At 63.5% G+C, this 18731-nt stretch carries 14 protein-coding genes; 8 read left to right on the forward strand and 6 right to left on the reverse strand.

From position 1 onward, the window contains the following. Positions 1-2 precede the first annotated feature (2 nt). Genes FO013_RS01990 through FO013_RS02000 form a run of 3 tightly spaced genes read right to left on the reverse strand, consistent with a single transcriptional unit; the run spans position 3 to position 5670 of the window. The gene (locus FO013_RS01990) at positions 3-3470 is read right to left on the reverse strand and encodes an ATP-binding protein (RefSeq protein WP_260847916.1); all 3468 of its coding nucleotides are present in this window, start codon (positions 3468-3470) and stop codon (positions 3-5) included. Further along, complete coding sequence (locus FO013_RS01995; RefSeq protein WP_143920883.1) at positions 3467-4210, reverse strand: DUF4194 domain-containing protein; 744 nt, start codon at positions 4208-4210, stop codon at positions 3467-3469. The genes FO013_RS01990 and FO013_RS01995 overlap by 4 nt, the downstream gene beginning before the upstream one ends. Further along, positions 4207-5670 carry a DUF3375 domain-containing protein gene (locus FO013_RS02000; RefSeq protein WP_143920884.1) on the reverse strand — a complete coding sequence of 488 codons (1464 nt, stop codon included), beginning with the start codon at positions 5668-5670 and terminating at the stop codon, positions 4207-4209. The genes FO013_RS01995 and FO013_RS02000 overlap by 4 nt, the downstream gene beginning before the upstream one ends. A 235-nt stretch (positions 5671-5905) precedes the next feature. Here FO013_RS02000 and FO013_RS02005 point away from each other — a divergent pair, with 235 nt between their 5' ends. Next, positions 5906-6967 (forward strand): phosphatase PAP2 family protein, encoded by a 1062-nt coding sequence (locus FO013_RS02005; RefSeq protein ID WP_260847917.1) that lies wholly within the window; start codon positions 5906-5908, stop codon positions 6965-6967. 22 nt (positions 6968-6989) lie between these two features. Here the strand turns inward: FO013_RS02005 and FO013_RS02010 are convergent, their stop codons facing one another. After that, on the reverse strand, positions 6990-7418 hold the full coding sequence (locus FO013_RS02010) for an MmcQ/YjbR family DNA-binding protein (protein WP_143920885.1): 429 nt from the start codon (positions 7416-7418) through the stop codon (positions 6990-6992). A gap of 83 nt (positions 7419-7501) precedes the next feature. Between FO013_RS02010 and FO013_RS02015 the strand changes: the two genes are divergently transcribed. Next, positions 7502-8491: an asparaginase domain-containing protein gene (locus FO013_RS02015; RefSeq protein ID WP_143920886.1), complete on the forward strand. Its 990-nt coding sequence runs from the start codon at positions 7502-7504 to the stop codon at positions 8489-8491. A gap of 3 nt (positions 8492-8494) precedes the next feature. On the opposite strand, the gene FO013_RS02020 is transcribed toward FO013_RS02015, so the two are convergent. Continuing rightward, complete coding sequence (locus tag FO013_RS02020) at positions 8495-9517, reverse strand: Lrp/AsnC family transcriptional regulator (protein WP_143920887.1); 1023 nt, start codon at positions 9515-9517, stop codon at positions 8495-8497. A gap of 189 nt (positions 9518-9706) precedes the next feature. Here FO013_RS02020 and FO013_RS02025 point away from each other — a divergent pair, with 189 nt between their 5' ends. Together FO013_RS02025 and FO013_RS02030 are read left to right on the forward strand one after the other, a co-directional pair. Then, positions 9707-11029, forward strand: coding sequence for an Nramp family divalent metal transporter (locus FO013_RS02025; RefSeq protein WP_143920888.1), 1323 nt, complete (start codon positions 9707-9709; stop codon positions 11027-11029). Continuing rightward, the gene (locus tag FO013_RS02030; RefSeq protein ID WP_143920889.1) at positions 11029-12471 is read left to right on the forward strand and encodes an amidase; all 1443 of its coding nucleotides are present in this window, start codon (positions 11029-11031) and stop codon (positions 12469-12471) included. Before FO013_RS02025 ends, FO013_RS02030 begins: the two co-directional genes overlap by 1 nt. A 5-nt stretch (positions 12472-12476) precedes the next feature. Here the strand turns inward: FO013_RS02030 and FO013_RS02035 are convergent, their stop codons facing one another. Next, positions 12477-13475 (reverse strand): LacI family DNA-binding transcriptional regulator, encoded by a 999-nt coding sequence (locus tag FO013_RS02035; RefSeq protein WP_313900563.1) that lies wholly within the window; start codon positions 13473-13475, stop codon positions 12477-12479. Positions 13476-13707: 232 nt separating this feature from the next. On the opposite strand from FO013_RS02035, the gene FO013_RS02040 reads away from it, so the two are divergent. The 4 genes from FO013_RS02040 to FO013_RS02055 all read left to right on the forward strand — a co-directional run bounded on the left by FO013_RS02040 (position 13708) and on the right by FO013_RS02055 (position 18725). Beyond that, positions 13708-15045, forward strand: a complete 1338-nt coding sequence (locus FO013_RS02040) for an MFS transporter (protein WP_222103561.1) — start codon at positions 13708-13710, stop codon at positions 15043-15045. A gap of 5 nt (positions 15046-15050) precedes the next feature. After that, complete coding sequence (locus FO013_RS02045; protein ID WP_143920890.1) at positions 15051-15386, forward strand: L-rhamnose mutarotase; 336 nt, start codon at positions 15051-15053, stop codon at positions 15384-15386. A gap of 76 nt (positions 15387-15462) precedes the next feature. Then, entirely contained in the window at positions 15463-16632 is a 1170-nt protein-coding gene (gene rhaI, locus FO013_RS02050) for an L-rhamnose isomerase (protein ID WP_143920891.1), read from the forward strand. 50 nt (positions 16633-16682) lie between these two features. Beyond that, positions 16683-18725 carry a bifunctional aldolase/short-chain dehydrogenase gene (locus FO013_RS02055; RefSeq protein ID WP_143920892.1) on the forward strand — a complete coding sequence of 681 codons (2043 nt, stop codon included), beginning with the start codon at positions 16683-16685 and terminating at the stop codon, positions 18723-18725. The last annotated feature ends 6 nt before the right edge of the window (positions 18726-18731 follow it).

Here is an 18731-nt window from a genome sequence, read left to right on the forward strand (position 1 = left end):
GGTCAGCTCTCATCGTCGCTCTCACCTGTGCTGGCGCTAGCGCCGTTAGGCACTTCATCAGCGACGGCAGCCCCTTCCTCGCAGACGGCTTCACCGCTCGATTCTTCCCCGACTTCGGTGTCCCACACCATGGTCGAGGCCACGGTCTTCTGTCGGCTCGGGTTCTCGATCGAGGTCGCCGCTCCGACATAGGGTTCGATGGTCTGCAGGAGTTTCTGCGGGGTGGCCAGGACCATGTGGAATCCGAACTCGATGAAGATGTTCAGAGCCATGCGCGTGTACCTGGTGTCGGCCTTGTCGAAGGCCTCATCGAGGATGATCGTGCCGTACTTCGAGATCGCCTCATCGGGGTCGGCCAGCTGGTAACGCAGGGCGGCCGCGAGACAGAAGATGACGAGTTTCTGCTGCTGGCCACCGGACATGGCCGCGCCCGAATCATAGGTGGCATGTGCTCGCCCATGGTCGTCGATCTCCTCGGCCAGGAAGGTTACGTGCAGACGGGTGTCGAGGCATTGGTTCTTCCACACCTTGTCCACGTGCTCGCTCGAGGAGAACCGACGCATCACCTCGGCGAGGGTGTCGTATTTGTCCTCCGCCGTGGTCATATCCTCTTCACCCCAGGTGCCGCCGGCGACCCTGCGGAGGTCGGCGATGAAGGCGTTGACGGTTTCACTGCGCCGAGTCTTGACCTTCAGTCGCAGATAACGGCCTTCATCGAACTGGGACCGCAGGAGCGAGGAGTTGATCGGTGCGACCCGGTCCTCGATCTCACGTGGGGCGGCATGGATCTCGTTGAGGAGTTCGCCGATGAGGTCGCGGGAGCGCTCACTCAGCAGGTCCCGGAACCTGTTCTCATGATCGGGCAGTCCGTTGGCCAGGATCTCGTCGAGCATCATCAGGTAGTCGTGTCGGTCGGCGACATCGGCGGTGAGATCGGAGGCAACCGAGGACCACGCGGCCTTGAACTCAGCGGCCAGCCTGGTCACGGCCTGACCGGCTTCGCTCGCCACAGCTTGTGCTCTGTCCTTCGCCGACTGCAGAGTCTGAGATACCTGCTGGCCGATTTCGGGCAGAGATTCGCGCTTGATGCTGCGCTGAATACGCGTGAATCGGGCCTCGAGCTGCTCGGCAATCGTCGGATCCACTTCTGGGATGTGTCCGGCGCTGACGTCATCCTCGAGACGGCTGAGACCTGCCCGCAGACCGGTGATCTCTTCGTTCGCCCGACGCAGGGCATAGTCGCAGTCGCGGGTGGCGACCTCGGCTGATTCCTTCGCCGCACGGGCTTCGCGTTCGGCTCCGATCGCCTGCTGCAGGTCACCGTCTGCGTCCTCGAGTTCGCGCAGCGCCTTCTCCAGGGTGGCGATCGTCTCCTTGGCCCCGGCCAGGTCCACATCTCGCCAGGACTGTTCACGGATACCGGCGAGGATGCCCTTCCGTCGGTGAGCCTGTGCGGTCTCCGCGTTCGCGGTCTCGACGATGGCCTGCGCCTCGGCCAGGTCCGCCTGGGCGTCTTTCAGTGCTGTGATGAGTGCTTCGAGTTTGTTCTCCCGGTCACCGAGCACCCACTGGCTGCGATCGTCGATGCGACGCCGGTCATCCTTCTCATAGCGAGTCCGTGAGGTCTTGACCTGGCCCTTCATAGTCACAGCACGAGGATGGTCATCGAGTTCGTCGGGGCGCTCGACACAGGCGAAGTCGAAGCGTTCGGACAAGGTGGAATGCACCCACTCCCCGAATCCGGTTTCGGCGACAGTGACTTTGTTGACCAGGGACTTCGTGCTGTTGACGGGTCGTGGTTTCGCGGCGTGCGCGGGGATCTCCTCAAATACGAGTCGCCCCTTGATCCGATGGGAGTCGACCCAGGACCGGACCGCACCGAGGTTCTCGCTGCGCACGAGGACCGTGAGAGCCAGCGGACGCAGCACACGTTCGATCGCCCCGGTCCAGGCAAACTGGTCGGGGTCGACTTCGATGAGTTCGGCGGCGAAAGGCAGCGCCTTCTCGCTCAGCCCGGTGCCTTCTGCCAGTTCCTGACGGATCTGGAGCAGGTTGCCCGGCACGGTCGAACCGGAACGACGCAGGGAGTCGATCTCGGCTTCAAGGTCCCTGACACGTGCCCGAGCCTTCGAGAAGCGGTCGTGGTCGGCATGGCTGGGTCCCGCGGCTTGTGTCTCGTCATCGAGGGTGGAGGCGATCCTGGCCTGGAGTTCGGCGAATTCAGTCGCCGAGGTGGGCACCTGCTCGATGTCTGCCTGCTTCAGCTGTCGCTCCAGGCTGGCCCACCGGTCGGCGATGGCCCTGCGTTCGGTCTCGGCCGTGTCGATGCGCTGTTGCAGGTGTTCGGCTTCCGAACCGCCGAGGTCGAGGGTGGCCCGACGGGCAAGGTCGTATTCGTCGACGGCAGCGTCGTAGTCCTTCTTGGCCCGGTCTGCCGCGACTTCGATTTCGACGAGCTCCCTGCGCTGGGATGAGAGATCTGAGCGGATGAGGTCGAGTTCGCGCCGCTTCTGGAACGGCAGCAGGGCATCGTTGAGGGCGATCGACTTCGCTGCGGACTCGTGGGCGAAGTCGTATCGGTTCGAGGCCTCGCGGAGTTGCAGAAGGTGGTCGCGTTGACGGCGCAGTTCGACCACGTGGTCGTGGGCGTCCTTGAGGTCTCCGAACTGGTTGACCGCGGTCTCTGCCAGGTCGAAGGTGACCGGCGGTTCGAGCATGTGGTCGCGGAAGAGGCGGTCGAGACTGTCGAGACTTTTGGCCGATTGGGTCTTGTGCAGCAGCTGCAGCGCCGATTCGCTGGCCATTCCGAAGACCTTGCGCATCCGGGCGTAGAACCTGGCGTGTGAACCGTTTGAGGTGATGAGTGCTTCAGGATGCTCGGTCTTGAGCTTTCGGGTCTCGAGACCGGACCGCGCGTACTGCTGCAGGTCGGCGAGGTCGAGGCCTGCCCGTTCGAGGATGCAGACATCGGACAGGTCGGTCATCTTCGTGCCCGAGCCCTTGATGAAGAAGAGCCTGGCCAGCGACAGCGGACGGTCCGTGCCATTGTCGTAGCGGAGGATGATGCCGCTCCACGTGGCACGCGGACGCAGGTACTTGCTCACGACACGGTCCTCATCGGAATCCGCCGTGCGGGTCCACGCGCCGCGGACATAGCTGACGAGACTGCGCTGATCGACCCGACTGCCCGCAGTCTGGGCTGCGACGTTGAAGCGCAGCCACTTGTCCGGGGTGAGCACGGCGGCGATGCCGTCGAGCAGTGAGGACTTACCCGAGCCCGAAGGTCCGGTGATCAGGTGGCCTTTGTGGGAGACAGGGATGCGGTGGATGTCCGCGTCGAAGGTGCCCCAGTTCGCGATCTGTATCTCGGACAGCCTCCACTGGCTGCCGACGTCGGGACGATCGGTGCCGCGGGCGCGGGCCTGGTCAGCGATGAGCGCGGCATCGAGCGGGAAGAGGGCTTCGGTCACGCGTCGTCCTCCTCGGAGTCGTCGGTGCCGAGTCCGGAATCAGGATCGGAACCTTCGGGTTCGTCAGGATCGTCGGTCGCATGGGAACTGAGCCCCGCCTCGGCGATGGAGCCCTTGGCCTCTCCCGAGGCGATGCGTTCGTAGACGTCGATGAGCTCACGCACCTGGTCCTCGTCGATGAGGAACTTCACCATCGGCGAGATTTCGAAACGCTCCTCGCCCGCCTTGTGAAGGACGCGCAGACGGTTGCTCATCCGGCTCCAGGCACCATTGAGATTGCGCTGGAAAGTCGACTCGTCGCCTGTGCGATAGATCGCGAGGCGTTCGTAGACCTCCTCGCGATCGACGATCACACGCCGCTCGCCGGGTGCGGCCAGCAGCAGCTGCCGCAGGACGAGAAGCATGGCGGTATCGAGGAAGGTCAGCCGCTCGCTGCGCACTGCAGCGGGCACGTCGATCTCCTCGGAGACGACCTTGCGGGTGAAGGCGAATTCATCGAGCTTGTCGATGACGAGCTCCAAGAACAGGTCGTGCAGCCGTGATCGCACAATGGACTCGTCGGCGACCAGAGCCGACCACAGCTGCGGACTCTGTGCGCCGGAGACATAGGGGCCCTTGAGCAGTTCGAGCAGAACCCTGCGGGTGCGCTCACCCAAGGTGCCTGTGTCCTGAAACCACAGCCCACTCGGATTCTGGCCGGACTCCTCAGACTCGATAGGTGCGTCTGCGGAGTCGTTCATAGTGTGATGCCTTCGGTGAAGTAGTAGCGGCGGATCGTGGCGCTGCGCCCAATTCCGTCGACCCCGGCCCATTCGAGTCGGTCTCGCGCTTCGGAATCGATGTGTCCATAGGTGCTGGCCAGCGACAGGAGACCGACGACGCTCGCCAGGCCCTGTGAGGCCGGGAACTGGTCGAGCACCTCGGCGACGGAGATCTGCTCGGCTCCGTGGATGGCCTGATTGACGTTGTCGGAGAGTTCGGAGAAGTCGATCTCGGATTCCCTTGCGACGGCGATGAGTTCAGCGAAGTCGACCTCGGTCTCGGTCGCCTCGCCCAGTTCGGCGCCGGCATCGAACTCGGTGGGGTCGTGGAGGATGACCTCCCCGACGCTGGCCAATGCGACGCTCGAAAGCTCGAGATCCACGCCGAGGTTGTCGTAGGGTTTGCGGACCTGTGAGACCGGGGCTGCCGCGGCCAAGGCATCCCGGGTCAGGGTGCGCATGACGCGATCGCGTTGGAATTCGTGGGAGTGGACGTAGCGGCGCAGACCGCGGGCGAATTCGGACAGGATGTCGGAGACTTCGCGTGAGCCGTCCTTCATCTGCCGCATGAGGGTGCGCAGTGAGCGGCGGGTCTCGGCCGTCAGCGTGGCTGAGAAGTCGCGGTCGAGGATCGCTGCGATATCTTCGTCGAAGGCCGAGGCCTGCTCGGGATCGCGGACGAGTTGAGAGAAGGCGGAGAAGGTTCTGCCCTCATCAGAGGATTCGATGAGGTCGACTCCGCGGAACACCTCGTCAAGCACCTGGGACTGTGAGTCCTCGGCGGCGAGGATCGAGATCCGCAGGTCCTGGTTGAGCTCTTCGAAGCGGGCGCGAACACGTGCGAAGTCGGCGGGCAGACCCTGCGCCTGTTGGAGGATGTCGCCGACGCGCTCATTCGCCCGGCGCCGATCGAGGACGATCGAGCGGGGGTCTCCGCGGCGGACGCGGGCGATCTCAGCATCGATGCGGTCACGTTCGGCTCGCAGGGATTCCAACCGACGGGAGCTGTCCGGGTCGGTGTCGATGGCCAGCTGCCGCACCGATTGGGCGAGGCTGACCAGTCGTGATTCAGTCGCAGTCTGCGGTGGAGTCCGCAGCTGTTCGAGCATTCGGATGGCGTCGAACCCCGCCGCGGAGAGTTCGTAGGTCTCGCCCCTCGCCGAGGTGGCCGGTCGGCGGACGAGGATCTCCGCCCGACGCCAATCGTCGCAGTAGGCCTTGGCTGTCCGCGTGGACAGCTCGAAGTGGTCGCGCAGCTCCTCGAGGTCCGAGTCGATGGACTCGTGCAGGTCTTCAGTGGAGATTCGGGTGCCGGGCTTGCCAAGGTGAGTGCCCAGTGTCGCTGCCATAACCGGGAGATGATCGGCCCGCAGCATGCGCATGGTGGCATTCGTTTCAAGCAGTCGCCGGTAGGCGAACGCGGAGCTGAGGGCGGACATATCACCCATTCTCTGCGCCGGTGGGGCCCGTTGCCAATTTCGGGTGCACGGACCACGATGATCGAAGCTTGCACGCCTCTCGCATCGCGCACGATTCGTCGTCGGGCGGCGCACAGGTCGTATTCGGACTGCGCACAAGTAGTCGATTATTGGGTCATTATTCATGTTTTGTTCAGCTCGTGACACCGGCCACTGGATTCGGCATAACGATACCGAATTGTTATACCGTGTGCCGATGACTCGGATACGACGATGGCCCTACACCTTCGCCATGCTGCTCTCTATTGTTGTCGCCATGGTTGCCCTTGCTTCTTCGATCTACCTCGGTCGGCCGCTCCGGGACCCGGACGGCTTCCTCGGACCCGCCTACATCCGGATGCCGTTGTTGGCGCTGCTGTTCTTCGGCGTGGGCATCGTCGTGGATGCGGTGAGGACGAGCGGTTGGAAGCATCTGCCCAGCGGGATGCTCGAAGTCGTGAGAAACGAGTGGAGTCTCCGTCGTATCCTGTGCATCACCGCGGGCATGATGAGTTTCTACATCTGCTATCTCAGCTACCGAAACCTCAAGAGTGACCTTCCGACCTACCGGGAGGGAGTTCTCTACGACCAAGAGCTTTCGCATTCCGATCTGTGGTTCAGCGGGGGAATCAATCCCGCTGTGTTCCTGCACGATCTGTTCGGCACCGGGTTCATGGCCGAAGTGTTCTCTGTCGTCTATCTCGCCTATCTCCCGCTGATCCCCATCAGCCTCGGGGCAGTGCTCATCCTCAATCGCAACCTCGCCATCGGTGCCTGGTATGCCACGACGCTGTGTCTCAACTGGGTGCTGGGCACGGTCAGCTACTACATCATGCCTGCTCTTGGGCCTGCATTTGCCCGGCCTGAACTCTACCGCGGCCTGGCCGATACCGGGGTCACCGAGTTGCAGCAGTCACTGATCTCCACTCGTCTTGATGTTCTTGCCGACCCGGTCGGCAGCGGACAGATTCAAGGCGTGGCGGCGTTCGCCTCGTTGCACGTCTCCGTGACATTCGCAGCGGCCCTGTTCATGATGCACACCCGGCAGAAGCCTGTGATACAGACGCTGATGTGGATCTTCTTCGGGGCCACGGTAATCGCCACACTCTACTTCGGCTGGCACTACATCCTCGATGACATCGCCGGCATCGTGATCGGCTGGGCCGCCGTCACTCTGGGTGCTTGGGTCACTGGGAACCGGAGAAAGCGACCTCAGCAGAGCGCAGAACCGGGCGCCGTCGAACATCGCGAGGAAACGGCACTCGTCGACGCCGCCTGACGGATGCGGGGCGCTGACCGATTCATGTCGCGTCCCTCCCACCGAAGGTCTTCGGGTCGACGGGTCGGTCCTTCTTCGGCAGCTTCGCCACAACGAGGCAGTAGGACTCGAGGACGAGATCATGGAGCAGGTCAGCGTCGAGGATGTTTCCCGCCGCACCGTCTGGGCTCTCGCTTTCAGCCGTGCCAGCACCCGCCACGGTGATCCAGTGCTTCTTGCTCATGTGATATCCGGGAGTGATCTCCGCATAGGCATCACTGAGCACCTCCCCGTCCAGCGGATCGATCTTGAGATTCATGCTGGGCACACCGCGCAGCTCGAAGGTCATCATGAACATCTTTCCGCGCACCTTGTACACGGTGTTCTCCGGCCCGAACGGGTGGTCGATCTCCACCGACGGATACTGGATCGCCTGGTCATGAGCGAGTGCGAGCACGGTGTCAGGGTCCATGCCTGGAGATTAGCAAAGGGCCATGACACCGAACCCGCTCACCAGCGCCGAACCTGCAGAGCAGTGCCGATAGAATCTTGCCCATGTCGCAGAATGCTCCCCACCTCCTTGTCGCCGCCCTCGGCGGAACCATCGCATCGACCTCGAACCAGTCGGGAGGCGTGACCCCGGCCCTGAGCGGAGCCGAGATCGCCGCAGCCGCCGGCCTCGACCAGATCTGGCCGGACCTGCAGGCTGACTTCACCCAGGTGTCACAGGTCTCGAGCGCCAATGTCACCCTCGATATGCTCTTCGAGGTCCGAGAACTGGCCCGCGCGACCGTGGCCGACGGCATCGTGCTCACTCAGGGCACCGACACTCTTGAGGAGAGCGCCTTCGCCCTCTGGTTGCTCAATGACTCCGCTACTCACATCGCAGCCACCGGAGCCATGCGCAACCCGACTCTGCCTGGCGCCGATGGACCGGCAAACGTGCGCGCCGCCGCGCTGACGGCGCTCTCTCCGTTGAGCGGTGGACTGCCCTCAAGTCTGGTCTTCAACGACGAGATCCATGACCCGCGTTTCGTCCGCAAGTCCCACGTGACCTCGACAGCAGCATTTTCCTCCGGCCCGGTCCTCGGCGCGATCGGGTGGATCAGCGAGGACACAGTCCGCCTCCCCCACGCGCCCGCCGCGAGTGTCTCCCCGTTCGCAGGACTGCCCCGTCCGGACACGGTTGCGAAGGTCGCCCTCGCCGAGGTGGGGATGGGCGAACCCGGGGAGACACTGACCCAGCTCCTCGGCTCCGGTTTCTCCGGTGTCGTCATCGCCGGTGTCGGTGGCGGCCATGTCCCTGAACATCTGGTGCCGGCGGTGACCCGCCTCGGCGAAGAAATGCCCGTGATCTTGGCATCGCGGCCAGGCTCGGGCGCGAGCCTGACCCGCACCTACGGCTACCCCGGAGGCGAGATCGGGTTGCTCGAATCTGGCCTCATCCCGGCCGGGATCCTCGACGCCCGCAAGGCCCGCATCGTCCTCAGCCTGGCGCTGAGCTTCAACCTCGACCCCGCCGAGGTGTTCGCCTTCTTCTCTTGAGCCTCAGACCTCGAATTGGATGCGGGAACGCTTTGCCGATCTCAGCACGACCGCGGTCTCGACGCGATCGACGTGCTTCATCATCGGATGGTTCGCGAGCACGGTTCGCAGGTCGGCCCGTGAAGCGACGTCGAGTTGGATGAGGATGTCGAACCGGCCGGTTGTGAGCATCGCATTGCGAATCCTCGCTTCGGCTGCCACCATCTGACTCACCTGAGTCAGATGGCGCGGCGTCACCGACAGACGCATGACTACCGTCATCGGCAGCCCGACGCGACGTGGTGCGAACACTGCACGGATCGCTATCTGGCCGCCGGCGACGAGTTTGGACATTCTCCTCCGCACGGTCGATTCCGAGACGCCCGTGGTCCGGCTGAGGTCGACGAACGTCGCGCGTCCGGACCGAGTGAGCTCGGCGCAGAGCTTCTCGTCGACCGTATCGAGTCCTGGTACGTTCGGCCGCACCTCATAGGCTGGGGTGACGAACTCGTTCTGCTCGGCCAGGTTCTCCGACTCCGCTGGTGCGAGGACCCCCGGATCCCAGTCCTTGGCTACTCTCAGGTAGTCGAGCGAAGGATTCGTCCGCACTCTTCGCGCACCGGGAATGGCCTGCAGTTCGTCGATGACGACCTCAGCAAGACCGATGTCGGGAACCGTGACTTCGCCGACGAGGTCCGATCGTCCGGTGGTGAGATGGAGCCAGCTGACATCCGGTCGATTCGCGAGCGCCTTGGCCGCCATCCTTACCGATCCCCGCTCTGTTTCGACCTCGACGATGGTACCGGGTGCTCCGGCAGATACGGCCACCACGCGCACAAGACCGCGATCGATCATCTCCTGCCCCCGTCGCGCGACGGACCTCTCGTGCAATCCCAGTGCTTCGGCGATCTGCGGCCAAGAAGCGCGGGGGTGTATCTGCAGAGCGGCAAGGATTCGCGCCGAGTCCGGGTCATCGATCGGCTGGAGGGACCGACGGCCGAGCGGATGACGAACTTCCGCCACCGGGTCCTGCGATGTGGGCGACATAAGTCATCATTCTGTCAGATTCCACCACTGGCTCCCACAGTCATGTCGAATATCGGCCACTGACCTACGGTGGGGACACAACTTTCCGTCGCAAGGAGAACTCGCACTCCACCGGCGCGGGTGCGTCGATGGCACCGGTGCGGCAGGAGCATCTCAGTAACACCACCGATCTCAGCAAAGGAGCAGATCATGAGTTCAGGGACGACACCGATCACCGGCGCCGAGGTGCCGACGAAGTCACGAGTAAGCGAACCTCCGCGAACCTGGGCGGGCAAGATCCGCATGATCGGACCCGGCATCGTGCTCGCTATGGCCAGTGTCGGTGCCGGTGACATGGTCACGACGCTCAATTCCTCCTCCCAGTTCGGACTGGGTCTGATCTGGGTCTTCGTCGTCGGTCTCATCCTCAAATACGGCCTGACCGAGGCCATCGCTCGGTTGCAGCTCACAGGCAGTCGCACCTTCCTCTCCCACCTCACGGACCTCGGCGGACGTTTCCTGCCTGCAGTGTTCCTCGGCATCGTCTTGCTCGTCGGGTTCTTCTACGGCTCCGGACTCACCGCCATCACGACGCTGACCATGCAGGCGCTCATTCCGGGTCTGCCGTATTGGCCGACCTTCGTCGTCATCGTGGCCTCGGCTGTGGTCCTCATCGGGATCGGTCGCTACAACATCGTCGAGTCCTCAATGCTCGTGTTCGGCGTCCTCATGTTCTTCGGCATGATCTGGATTGCGGTCGCCTCGGCGAAGGTGGACGGAGCCTCCCAGGCAGCTGTGGAGACGATCGCGCCCACTCTCCCTGCCGGCTCTTTCATCACAGTCCTCTCACTCATCGGCGGTGTCGGCGGTGCTGTCGGAATCATCGCCTACGCCTACTGGATTCGGGAGAAGGGATGGAACGGGCCGCAGTGGAAACCCGTCGTCCGGATCGACACAATCTCCAGCTACATCTTCATCGGCGTCTTCGCAGTGGCGATGACCGTTGTCGGGACCTTCCTCCTCCACACGACGAAGACGTCGATCGGTGGAAGTGATGCGATCATCCCGCTCGCCGACTCGCTCGTCCCTCTGGCCGGCGACATCGGCAGGCTCGCGTATCTGCTCTGCCTGATAGCCATCGTCTACTCTTCGATCCTCGGTGGCTTCTCGGCGATCGGGTACCTCATCTCCGACGCTGTTCGTGTCCTTCGGCGCATCGATGACTCAGAGGCCGATCGGTCGATGGCCCCGTCTTCGCTGCCGTACCGGCTCACGCTCGTCTACGTCCTCATCTGCTCGCTCGTCGCCTCGACCCTCGGCGAACCGGTCGCCCTCGTCATCGTCTACGCAACGGTGAGCGCATTCGTTCTGCCGATCCTCTCGATTGCTCTGCTCTTCTTGCTGAACCGCCGCACGGTTCCCACAACACTGCGCAACGGCTGGCGGTCGAACACCATCCTCGGTGCCTGCTTGGCACTGTTCGGCTTCCTGGCGATAGTCCAAGTTCTCGAAAGCTTTGGAGTGACACTTTGATGACCCGCACACCTGCAGATGCCCTCGCCTCTCCGTCCGAGCTCGTCGACTCGACCGCAAGCAACCTCGTGGCGCTCATGAAACGTGGAGAGGCCTCGGTCGTCGAGGTCCTCGAAGCACATCTCGCACGTATCGATGAGACGAACGAGCGCGTCAATGCGATCGTCGCGCTCGATCCCGAGCGGGCGCTGGAAAACGCACGGCAGCTCGACAGAGCGTTCACCCGCGACCGGGAAGAGCTGCCTGCTCTGTACGGGTTGCCGATGGCTCACAAGGACACTCTCCCCGTGGCTGGCTGGGTGTCGACCTCGGGGTCGACGGTGCATGCGAATCGTGTTCCTGCGGTGGACCACATCGTCGTCGAGCGCGAACGTCGCGCCGGTGCGGTGACCATCGGACGCACGAACGTTCCCGAGTTCGGCCTCGGATCGCACACGTTCAACCCCGTCTACGGGCAGACGCACAATCCGTGGAATCTCGCACGCAGCGCCGGCGGCAGCAGCGGTGGAGCGGCAGCGGCGCTGACGGCACGCATGCTGCCCATAGCCGACGGCTCAGATACAGGCGGTTCGCTTCGCACACCCGCATCGTTCTGCAATGTCGTGGGTCTGCGGCCGTCCGTGGGCACCGTCCCGAGCTGGCCGGATCCCACACCCTGGTCGCGGCTGTCGGTCAAGGGCCCGCTCGCACGAACCGTACGCGACCTCCATCTCCTCCTCTCCGTCCAAGCAGGTGAGGATCCACGCTTTCCAGGTGGTCGCCACGTGGCTCTGGGACCGTTGCACCACAGCCCGTCCATCCGCAGCGTCCGTGCAGGCTGGAGCACCGACTTCGGCCTCGGACTTCCCGTCGAACCCGAAGTCCGCATGGCACTCGGCTCTGTGATCGAGACGATTGCGACCGCCGGAGCCGCGATCACAGAGGAGGTTCCCGATCTCTCGGGGGCACCGCATGCCTTCTCGGTGCTGCGAGCCTGGCAGATGGAGGCGACGCTCGGACCAATCGTCGATGCGCATCGTGAAGAGCTCGGCGCCGCGGTCGTCTGGAACGTCGAACTCGGCAGAGCGCTGAGTGGACCTGAGGTGGGCGCGGCAGAACTCCACAGCGCGGTGATCAGCGAACGGATGCGCAGGTACTTCACCGAGTACGACTTCCTCCTGAGCCCCGTCGTTCAGGTCGCCCCATTCGACGGCCGTCTCGACTACCCTCACGAAATCGACGGGGTTGACATGCACGACTATCTCGAGTGGATGACTCTGCCGTCGACGATCACGATGACCGGCTGCCCTGCTTTGTCATTGCCGGTCACGTTCACGACTGACGGGTTACCGGTCGGTCTTCAAATCGTGGGTCCGCCGGGCAGCGAGCAGGGGCTCCTGGAGTTCGCCGCCGCAGTCGAGGAGATCTTCGACGTCACTGGCCGCCTACCGTCGATCGCCTGAGGTCCTCAGACAGCTCGGGTCGACTGCCGAACGACGAGTTCGGGTGTGAACTTCTCGTCCCGATGGATCTGCTCACCCGAAGCGTTCTCCGCCAGCAGGGATTCGACGGCGGTGCGTCCGAGCAGGTCCGCCGGCTGCCGAATCGAGGTCAACGGCACGATCGCCGAAAACGCGTAGTCGATATCGTCGTAGCCGATGAGCGCAAGATCCTCAGGGATGCGCAACGCGGAGAACATGATGACCGCCTGCATGAAACCCACAGCAAGCAGGTCGTTGGCACAGAAGACAGCATCGGGGCGCGCTTCTTCTGGTAGGGAAACGATGCGCTCACCGATCGAGCGTCCTGCGAGTATCGTCAGCTCACCGGTTTCGAACACTGCCATGTCGAGATCGGACTCGGCTGCGCGCTCCCGCGCACCACGGGCGCGATCACTGACCTGCGGCAGAGTGAACGGTCCCCCGACGAAAGCAGGCTTCGCACATCCACCGGCGATGAGATGATCAAGCGCCATTCGTCCGCCGGCGGCGTTGTCGACGGTCACCGAGGACAGCGAGTAGCCACCGGCCTCGCGGTCGACGAGCATCACAGGGGTCCCGCGGGATGCGATTCCCTCCAATTTGCTCAGGTCGGCACCCGAAGGGGTCACCAGCAGACCGTTGACCCTCTGCTCGGCGAACAGGTCGAGGTACTTTGATTCCCTGGCCTCTTCCGTTCCAGAATCACCGATGAGGAGTGACAGACCTGCCTCATCGCAGGCTTCTCTGGCACCGTGGGCCACCGAGGCGAAGAACGGGTTCGCAGTGTCGAGGACGACGAGACCAAGGCTGCTGCTCCTCCCGGAACGCAGCTGCCTAGCTGCGGCGTTTCGGACGAAGCCGAGTGCGTCGATCGACCGGCTGACCTTGGCGATCGTGTCCTCGGAGACCTTCTGGGACCGGTTGACGACATGGGAGACCGTACCCACGGAGACACCCGCATGGGCGGCGACTTCTCGCATGCTCACCTTGTCCAAGCGGCCCTCCTTCATCTGTCATCTCCCGCACGTTCCGTCTGAGCGGGTCTGACTGAGCGGGTCTGTCCTATTCTGCCCGACTTCCGAACAATATCTTGATGTGACTCAGGTGACATGATACTGTCACCAACAGCCTGATTGAAACGTTTCAATTCGTTTCAGACCCCCGGGCCGTCCCGGCGGATCGACATCCACATCACCAACCGACAATTCGGAGAGACACATGACGGACACAAAGACGTCGTCCAAATGGAAAGCCACCATCGCGGTGGCCATGTCCAACTACATCGAAGCCGGATCGATCATCGCGATCGCCACGAGCATGAGCCTATGGCAGACCGAGTTCGGGCTCGACAGTCTAGCCGTCGGCCTGCTCAGCGCTCTCAGCGCAAACGCCTTCGGCGCAGCGATCGGTGCGGCGATCGGTGGTCCGCTGTGCGACCGCTACGGCCGCAAGTTCATCTACACCTACGACCTGATCCTCTACATGTTCGGCACCCTGTTCGCGATCTTCGCGATGAACTTCTCGATGCTGCTCATCGGCTTCGTCCTCACCGGAATCGCCGTCGGTGCCGGAGTCACCGCCGCCTGGACCTATATCGCTGAAGAGGCACCCGACGGTCGCCGTGCCGGTCACGTCGGCGTCGCCCAGCTCGCCTGGTCGATCGGACCGATGATCGGGTTCCTGCTTGCCGCACTGCTCGAGCCCATGGGACTGCTCGGGTCGCGCATCATCTTCGCCCACCTCTTCGTCGTCGCCTTCATCACCTGGTGGGTCCGGCGCGGACTGGCCGAGTCACGACGCTGGAAGGCCAAGGACGCCAATCCGAATACAGTCGGAACCTATCGCGGCTTCTTCGAACTCTTCACGAACAAGAAGAACCTCATCGCCCTGCTCTTCCTCATCGGCGTCTACGGGCTGTGGAACACCGTCGCCGGGCAGGCAGGCATCTTCCAACCGCGCATCTATGAGGCGACCGGTCTCACCGATGCCCGCTCCCAATACCTGCTCCAGGTCCTCGTCTGGGGACTGACCAGCGCTTCCACCTTCTTCGGCTTCATGCGCTACGGCGACAAGGTCTCCCGTCGCTGGCTCTACGGCATCGGCGCCGGGCTCGGAATCATCGCCTGGGCGGTCCTCATCTACGGTCCCGCCGGTTGGTTCTCGCTCCTGGTCTTCGCCATCGGCTGGGGCATCTCCTCCGGCCTGGGAGCACAGGCATTCTACGGGCTGTGGGCGGCAGAGCTCTTCGCCACCCGGTACCGCGCATCTGCGCAGGGCTTCATGTTCATGATCGTGCGCGTCATGGTCGGCGTCCTCTCCCTGTGGTTCCCGCTCATGCTCGACAAGACGGGCCTGCACGGCGTCGGATTCCTCATCCTCGGGCTCCTCGTCGCGGCCCTGCTCATCGGTGTCATCTGGACGCCGAAGACCCAAGACAAGACTCTCGAAGAGATCGAGATCGAGCGCTATGGACGACTCTTCGATGCTGATGTCGACGACGAAGCTGCCGCCGGGAATGTCTCGGCAAAAGCGCAATCCACAGTAGGAAAGGACTGAAGGCGATGGAACGCGTCTGCTTCCGCATGCAGGTCGATACCGCCCACCTCGGCGAATACATCGAACGTCACCGTTCGGTCTGGCCGGAGATGCTCACGGCGCTCCAGAACACGGGGTGGAACAACTATTCACTGTTCGCCGACCCGAGCGGAATGATCATCGGCTACCTCGAGACCGAGGACTATGAGGCCGCGCAACGCGAAATGGAGCTGAAGGACATCAACGCGAAATGGCAGGCGTCGATGTCCGAGCACTTCGCCTCCGGAGGGTCCTTCGACGACGGCCCTCTCCGCCTCCAGGAGGTCTTCCACCTCGAGGACCAGACGGCCCGGACATCGTGACCCACCACGTTCCCTGCACTCCCGCCTGCTCCAACGCATCAGACACCTGAACTCTCGAAAGGACGATGAATCGCCCATGACCGCACCCACAGGCTTCACCGACATCACCGACGAACTCGCCGCTCAGGCGATCGAGCTGCCCTCATGGGCGTTCGGCAACTCGGGCACCCGTTTCAAGGTCTTCGGCACACCCGGCACACCACGAGACCCTTTCGAAAAGATCGCCGACGCCGCGAAGGTCCACGAACTCACCGGACTCGCACCACAGGTGGCGCTGCACATCCCCTGGGACCGCTGCGATTTCGAAGCGTTGGCGACACATGCAGGGCAACTCGGAGTTCGTCTGGGAACGGTCAACTCGAACACGTTCCAGGACGACGACTTCAAGTTCGGTGCACTGACACACGTCGACGAACGAATCCGCTCAAAGGCCATCGACCACCACATCGAGTGCATCGACGTCATGGATGCCACCGGTTCGCGTGATCTCAAGATCTGGCTGGCCGAGGGATCGAACTACCCAGGGCAGGCGGACATGCGGGGCCGCCAGGATCGACTCCACGACTCACTTGCGAAGATCTACGACCGCCTCGGAGAGAGTCAGCGTCTCGTGCTCGAATACAAGTTCTTCGAACCGTCCTTCTATCACACGGATGTTCCCGACTGGGGCACGAGCTTCGCCCAGGTATCTGCCCTCGGCGACAAGGCCAAGGTCTGCCTCGACACCGGGCATCACGCTCCCGGAACGAACATCGAGTTCATCGTCATGCAGCTGCTGCGACTGGGCAGGCTCGGCTCCTTCGACTTCAACTCCCGCTTCTATGCCGATGACGACCTGATGGTCGGTGCCGCGGATCCCTTCCAGCTCTTCCGCATCATCCATGAGGTCATCCGCGGCGGTGGGCTCAACAACCCGGATGTCGCGTTCATGCTCGATCAGTGCCACAACGTGGAGAACAAGATAGAAGGGCAGATGCGCTCGGTGCTCAACGTCCAGGAGATGACGGCCCGCGCGCTCCTCCTCGACACTGCCGCCCTGACCGCGGCACAGGAATCCGGCGATGTCATCGCCGCCAACGACATCTTCATGGACGCCTTCTACACCGACGTCCGGCCTGCCCTGGCCGAGTGGCGGACTTCGCGTAGGCTGCCCGCGAATCCGGTGCAGGCATTCCGCGAATCCGGGTACCAGGAACAGATCGAGGCCGAGCGAGTCGGCGGAACCCAGGCCGGCTGGGGCGCGTGAGCGACGCACGTTCACGGCCCGTCCCCAACAGACATACTCCGAGGAGAAACATGACCACGACCAACCCCACGGTGACCGAGCTCATCCGACGCTCCAACTCATTGGGCTCCGATCGACGCAACACGAACTTCGCCGGAGGAAACACCTCCGCCAAGGGCAGCGACCTCGATCCGGTGACCGGTGAGAAGGTCGAGCTGCTGTGGGTCAAGGGTTCCGGCGGGGACCTGGGAACGCTGACGCCCGAGGGATTGGCCGTCCTCCGCCTCGACCGTCTGCAGGCTATGACCGGCACCTATCCCGGCGTCGATCGCGAGGACGAGATGGTGGCGGCCTTCGACTACACACTCCATGGCAAGGGCGGTGCCGCACCTTCCATCGACACCGCCATGCACGGCCTCGTCGACGCCGCCCACGTCGATCACCTCCACCCCGACTCGGGCATCGCCATCGCCACGGCGGCCGACGGGGAAGAACTGACGAAAAAGGTCTTCGGCGACACAGTCGTCTGGGTGCCCTGGCGACGTCCCGGCTTCCAACTCGGACTCGACATCGCCGCGATCAGACGCGACAATCCGCAGGCCATCGGAACCATCCTCGGCGGCCACGGGATCACCGCGTGGGGAGACACATCGGCGGAATCAGAGGCCAACTCACGATGGATCATCGACACCGCTGCACAGTACATCGACGACAACGGGCGGCCCGAACCCTTCGGAACGGCCCGCCCGGGGTATGCGGCTCTGCCCGAATCCGAACGCAGGGCCAAGGCCGCTGCCCTGGCACCGCACCTGCGGGCCATCGCCTCGGCGGACAGAACCATGGTCGGTCACTTCACGGACTCCGAGCCCGTCCTCGAGTTCCTCGCCGGGCAGAAGCTGGGCGCATTGGCAGAACTGGGCACAAGCTGTCCCGATCATTTCCTGCGCACCAAGGTCAAGCCACTGGTCATCGACCTGCCCGCGAACACCTCGGCGGAGGACATCATCGCGGCGCTGCCCGATCTCCATGCCGCCTACAGGGAGGACTACCGCTCCTATTACGAGCGTCACGCGGAGTCCGATTCGCCTGCGATGCGCGGGGCCGACCCGGCGATCATCCTGGTCCCCGGCGTCGGAATGTTCTCCTACGGGCCCGACAAACAGACAGCGCGCGTGGCCGGCGAGTTCTACGTCAACGCCATCAATGTCATGCGCGGGGCGGAAGCGCTCTCCAGCTACGTGCCGATCTCCGAGGCGGAGAAGTTCCGCATCGAGTACTGGGCGCTCGAAGAGGCCAAACTCAAGCGCAGACCCGCACCTCAGCCGCTCGCCTCACGAGTCGCCTTCGTCACCGGGGCCGCGAGTGGCATCGGCAAGGCCATCGCCACGCGCCTGGCGTCCGAGGGCGCCTGCGTCGTCATCGCGGACCTCGACCGCGACAAGGCGGAAGCTGTGGCGACCGAACTCGGGTCGACCGATGTCGCCGTCGGGGTGGCCGCGGATGTCTCCGATGAGTCTGGTGTGCAGGCGGCCCTCGCCGAGGCGGTGCTTGCCTTTGGTGGAGTCGACCTGATCGTCAACAATGCCGGGCTGTCCCTGTCCAAATCCCTGTTCGAAACGACGGAGAAGGACTGGGACCTGCAGCACGATGTCATGGCGAAAGGATCGTTCCTGGTGTCGAAGAACGCCGCAAGGATCCTCGTCGACCAGGGACTCGGAGGCGACATCGTCTACATCTCCTCGAAGAACTCCGTTTTCGCCGGACCCAACAACATCGCCTATTCCGCGACCAAGGCCGATCAGGCGCATCAGGTGAGGCTGCTCGCGGCCGAACTCGGCGAGCACGGAATCCGGGTCAACGGGATCAACCCCGATGGAGTGGTCCGCGGTTCGGGAATCTTCGCCGGAGGATGGGGAGCCCAACGTGCCAAGACCTACGGCGTTGAGGAGAAGGACCTGGGAAAGTTCTATGCCCAACGCACGATCCTCGGCCGTGAGGTGGTCCCGGAGAATGTGGCGAATGCCGTCTACGCGCTGTGCACCGACGACTTCTCGCACACGACTGGACTGCACGTGCCGGTCGATGCCGGTGTGGCCGCGGCCTTCGTGCGCTGAGTGGCG

Source organism: Brevibacterium aurantiacum, from assembly GCF_007558825.1.
Lineage (GTDB): Bacteria > Actinomycetota > Actinomycetes > Actinomycetales > Brevibacteriaceae > Brevibacterium > Brevibacterium aurantiacum_A.

Bases quoted from the DNA above. Each gene is read 5' to 3' on its own strand.
- FO013_RS01995 (WP_143920883.1), bottom strand. From the start codon at position 4,210: ATGAACGACTCCGCAGACGCACCTATCGAGTCTGAGGAGTCCGGCCAG.
- FO013_RS02000 (WP_143920884.1), bottom strand. From the start codon at position 5,670: ATGTCCGCCCTCAGCTCCGCGTTCGCCTACCGGCGACTGCTTGAAACG.
- FO013_RS02005 (WP_260847917.1), top strand. From the start codon at position 5,906: ATGACTCGGATACGACGATGGCCCTACACCTTCGCCATGCTGCTCTCT.
- FO013_RS02010 (WP_143920885.1), bottom strand. From the start codon at position 7,418: ATGGACCCTGACACCGTGCTCGCACTCGCTCATGACCAGGCGATCCAG.
- FO013_RS02015 (WP_143920886.1), top strand. From the start codon at position 7,502: ATGTCGCAGAATGCTCCCCACCTCCTTGTCGCCGCCCTCGGCGGAACC.
- FO013_RS02020 (WP_143920887.1), bottom strand. From the start codon at position 9,517: ATGTCGCCCACATCGCAGGACCCGGTGGCGGAAGTTCGTCATCCGCTC.
- FO013_RS02025 (WP_143920888.1), top strand. From the start codon at position 9,707: ATGAGTTCAGGGACGACACCGATCACCGGCGCCGAGGTGCCGACGAAG.
- FO013_RS02030 (WP_143920889.1), top strand. From the start codon at position 11,029: ATGACCCGCACACCTGCAGATGCCCTCGCCTCTCCGTCCGAGCTCGTC.
- FO013_RS02040 (WP_222103561.1), top strand. From the start codon at position 13,708: ATGACGGACACAAAGACGTCGTCCAAATGGAAAGCCACCATCGCGGTG.
- FO013_RS02045 (WP_143920890.1), top strand. From the start codon at position 15,051: ATGGAACGCGTCTGCTTCCGCATGCAGGTCGATACCGCCCACCTCGGC.
- rhaI (WP_143920891.1), top strand. From the start codon at position 15,463: ATGACCGCACCCACAGGCTTCACCGACATCACCGACGAACTCGCCGCT.
- FO013_RS02055 (WP_143920892.1), top strand. From the start codon at position 16,683: ATGACCACGACCAACCCCACGGTGACCGAGCTCATCCGACGCTCCAAC.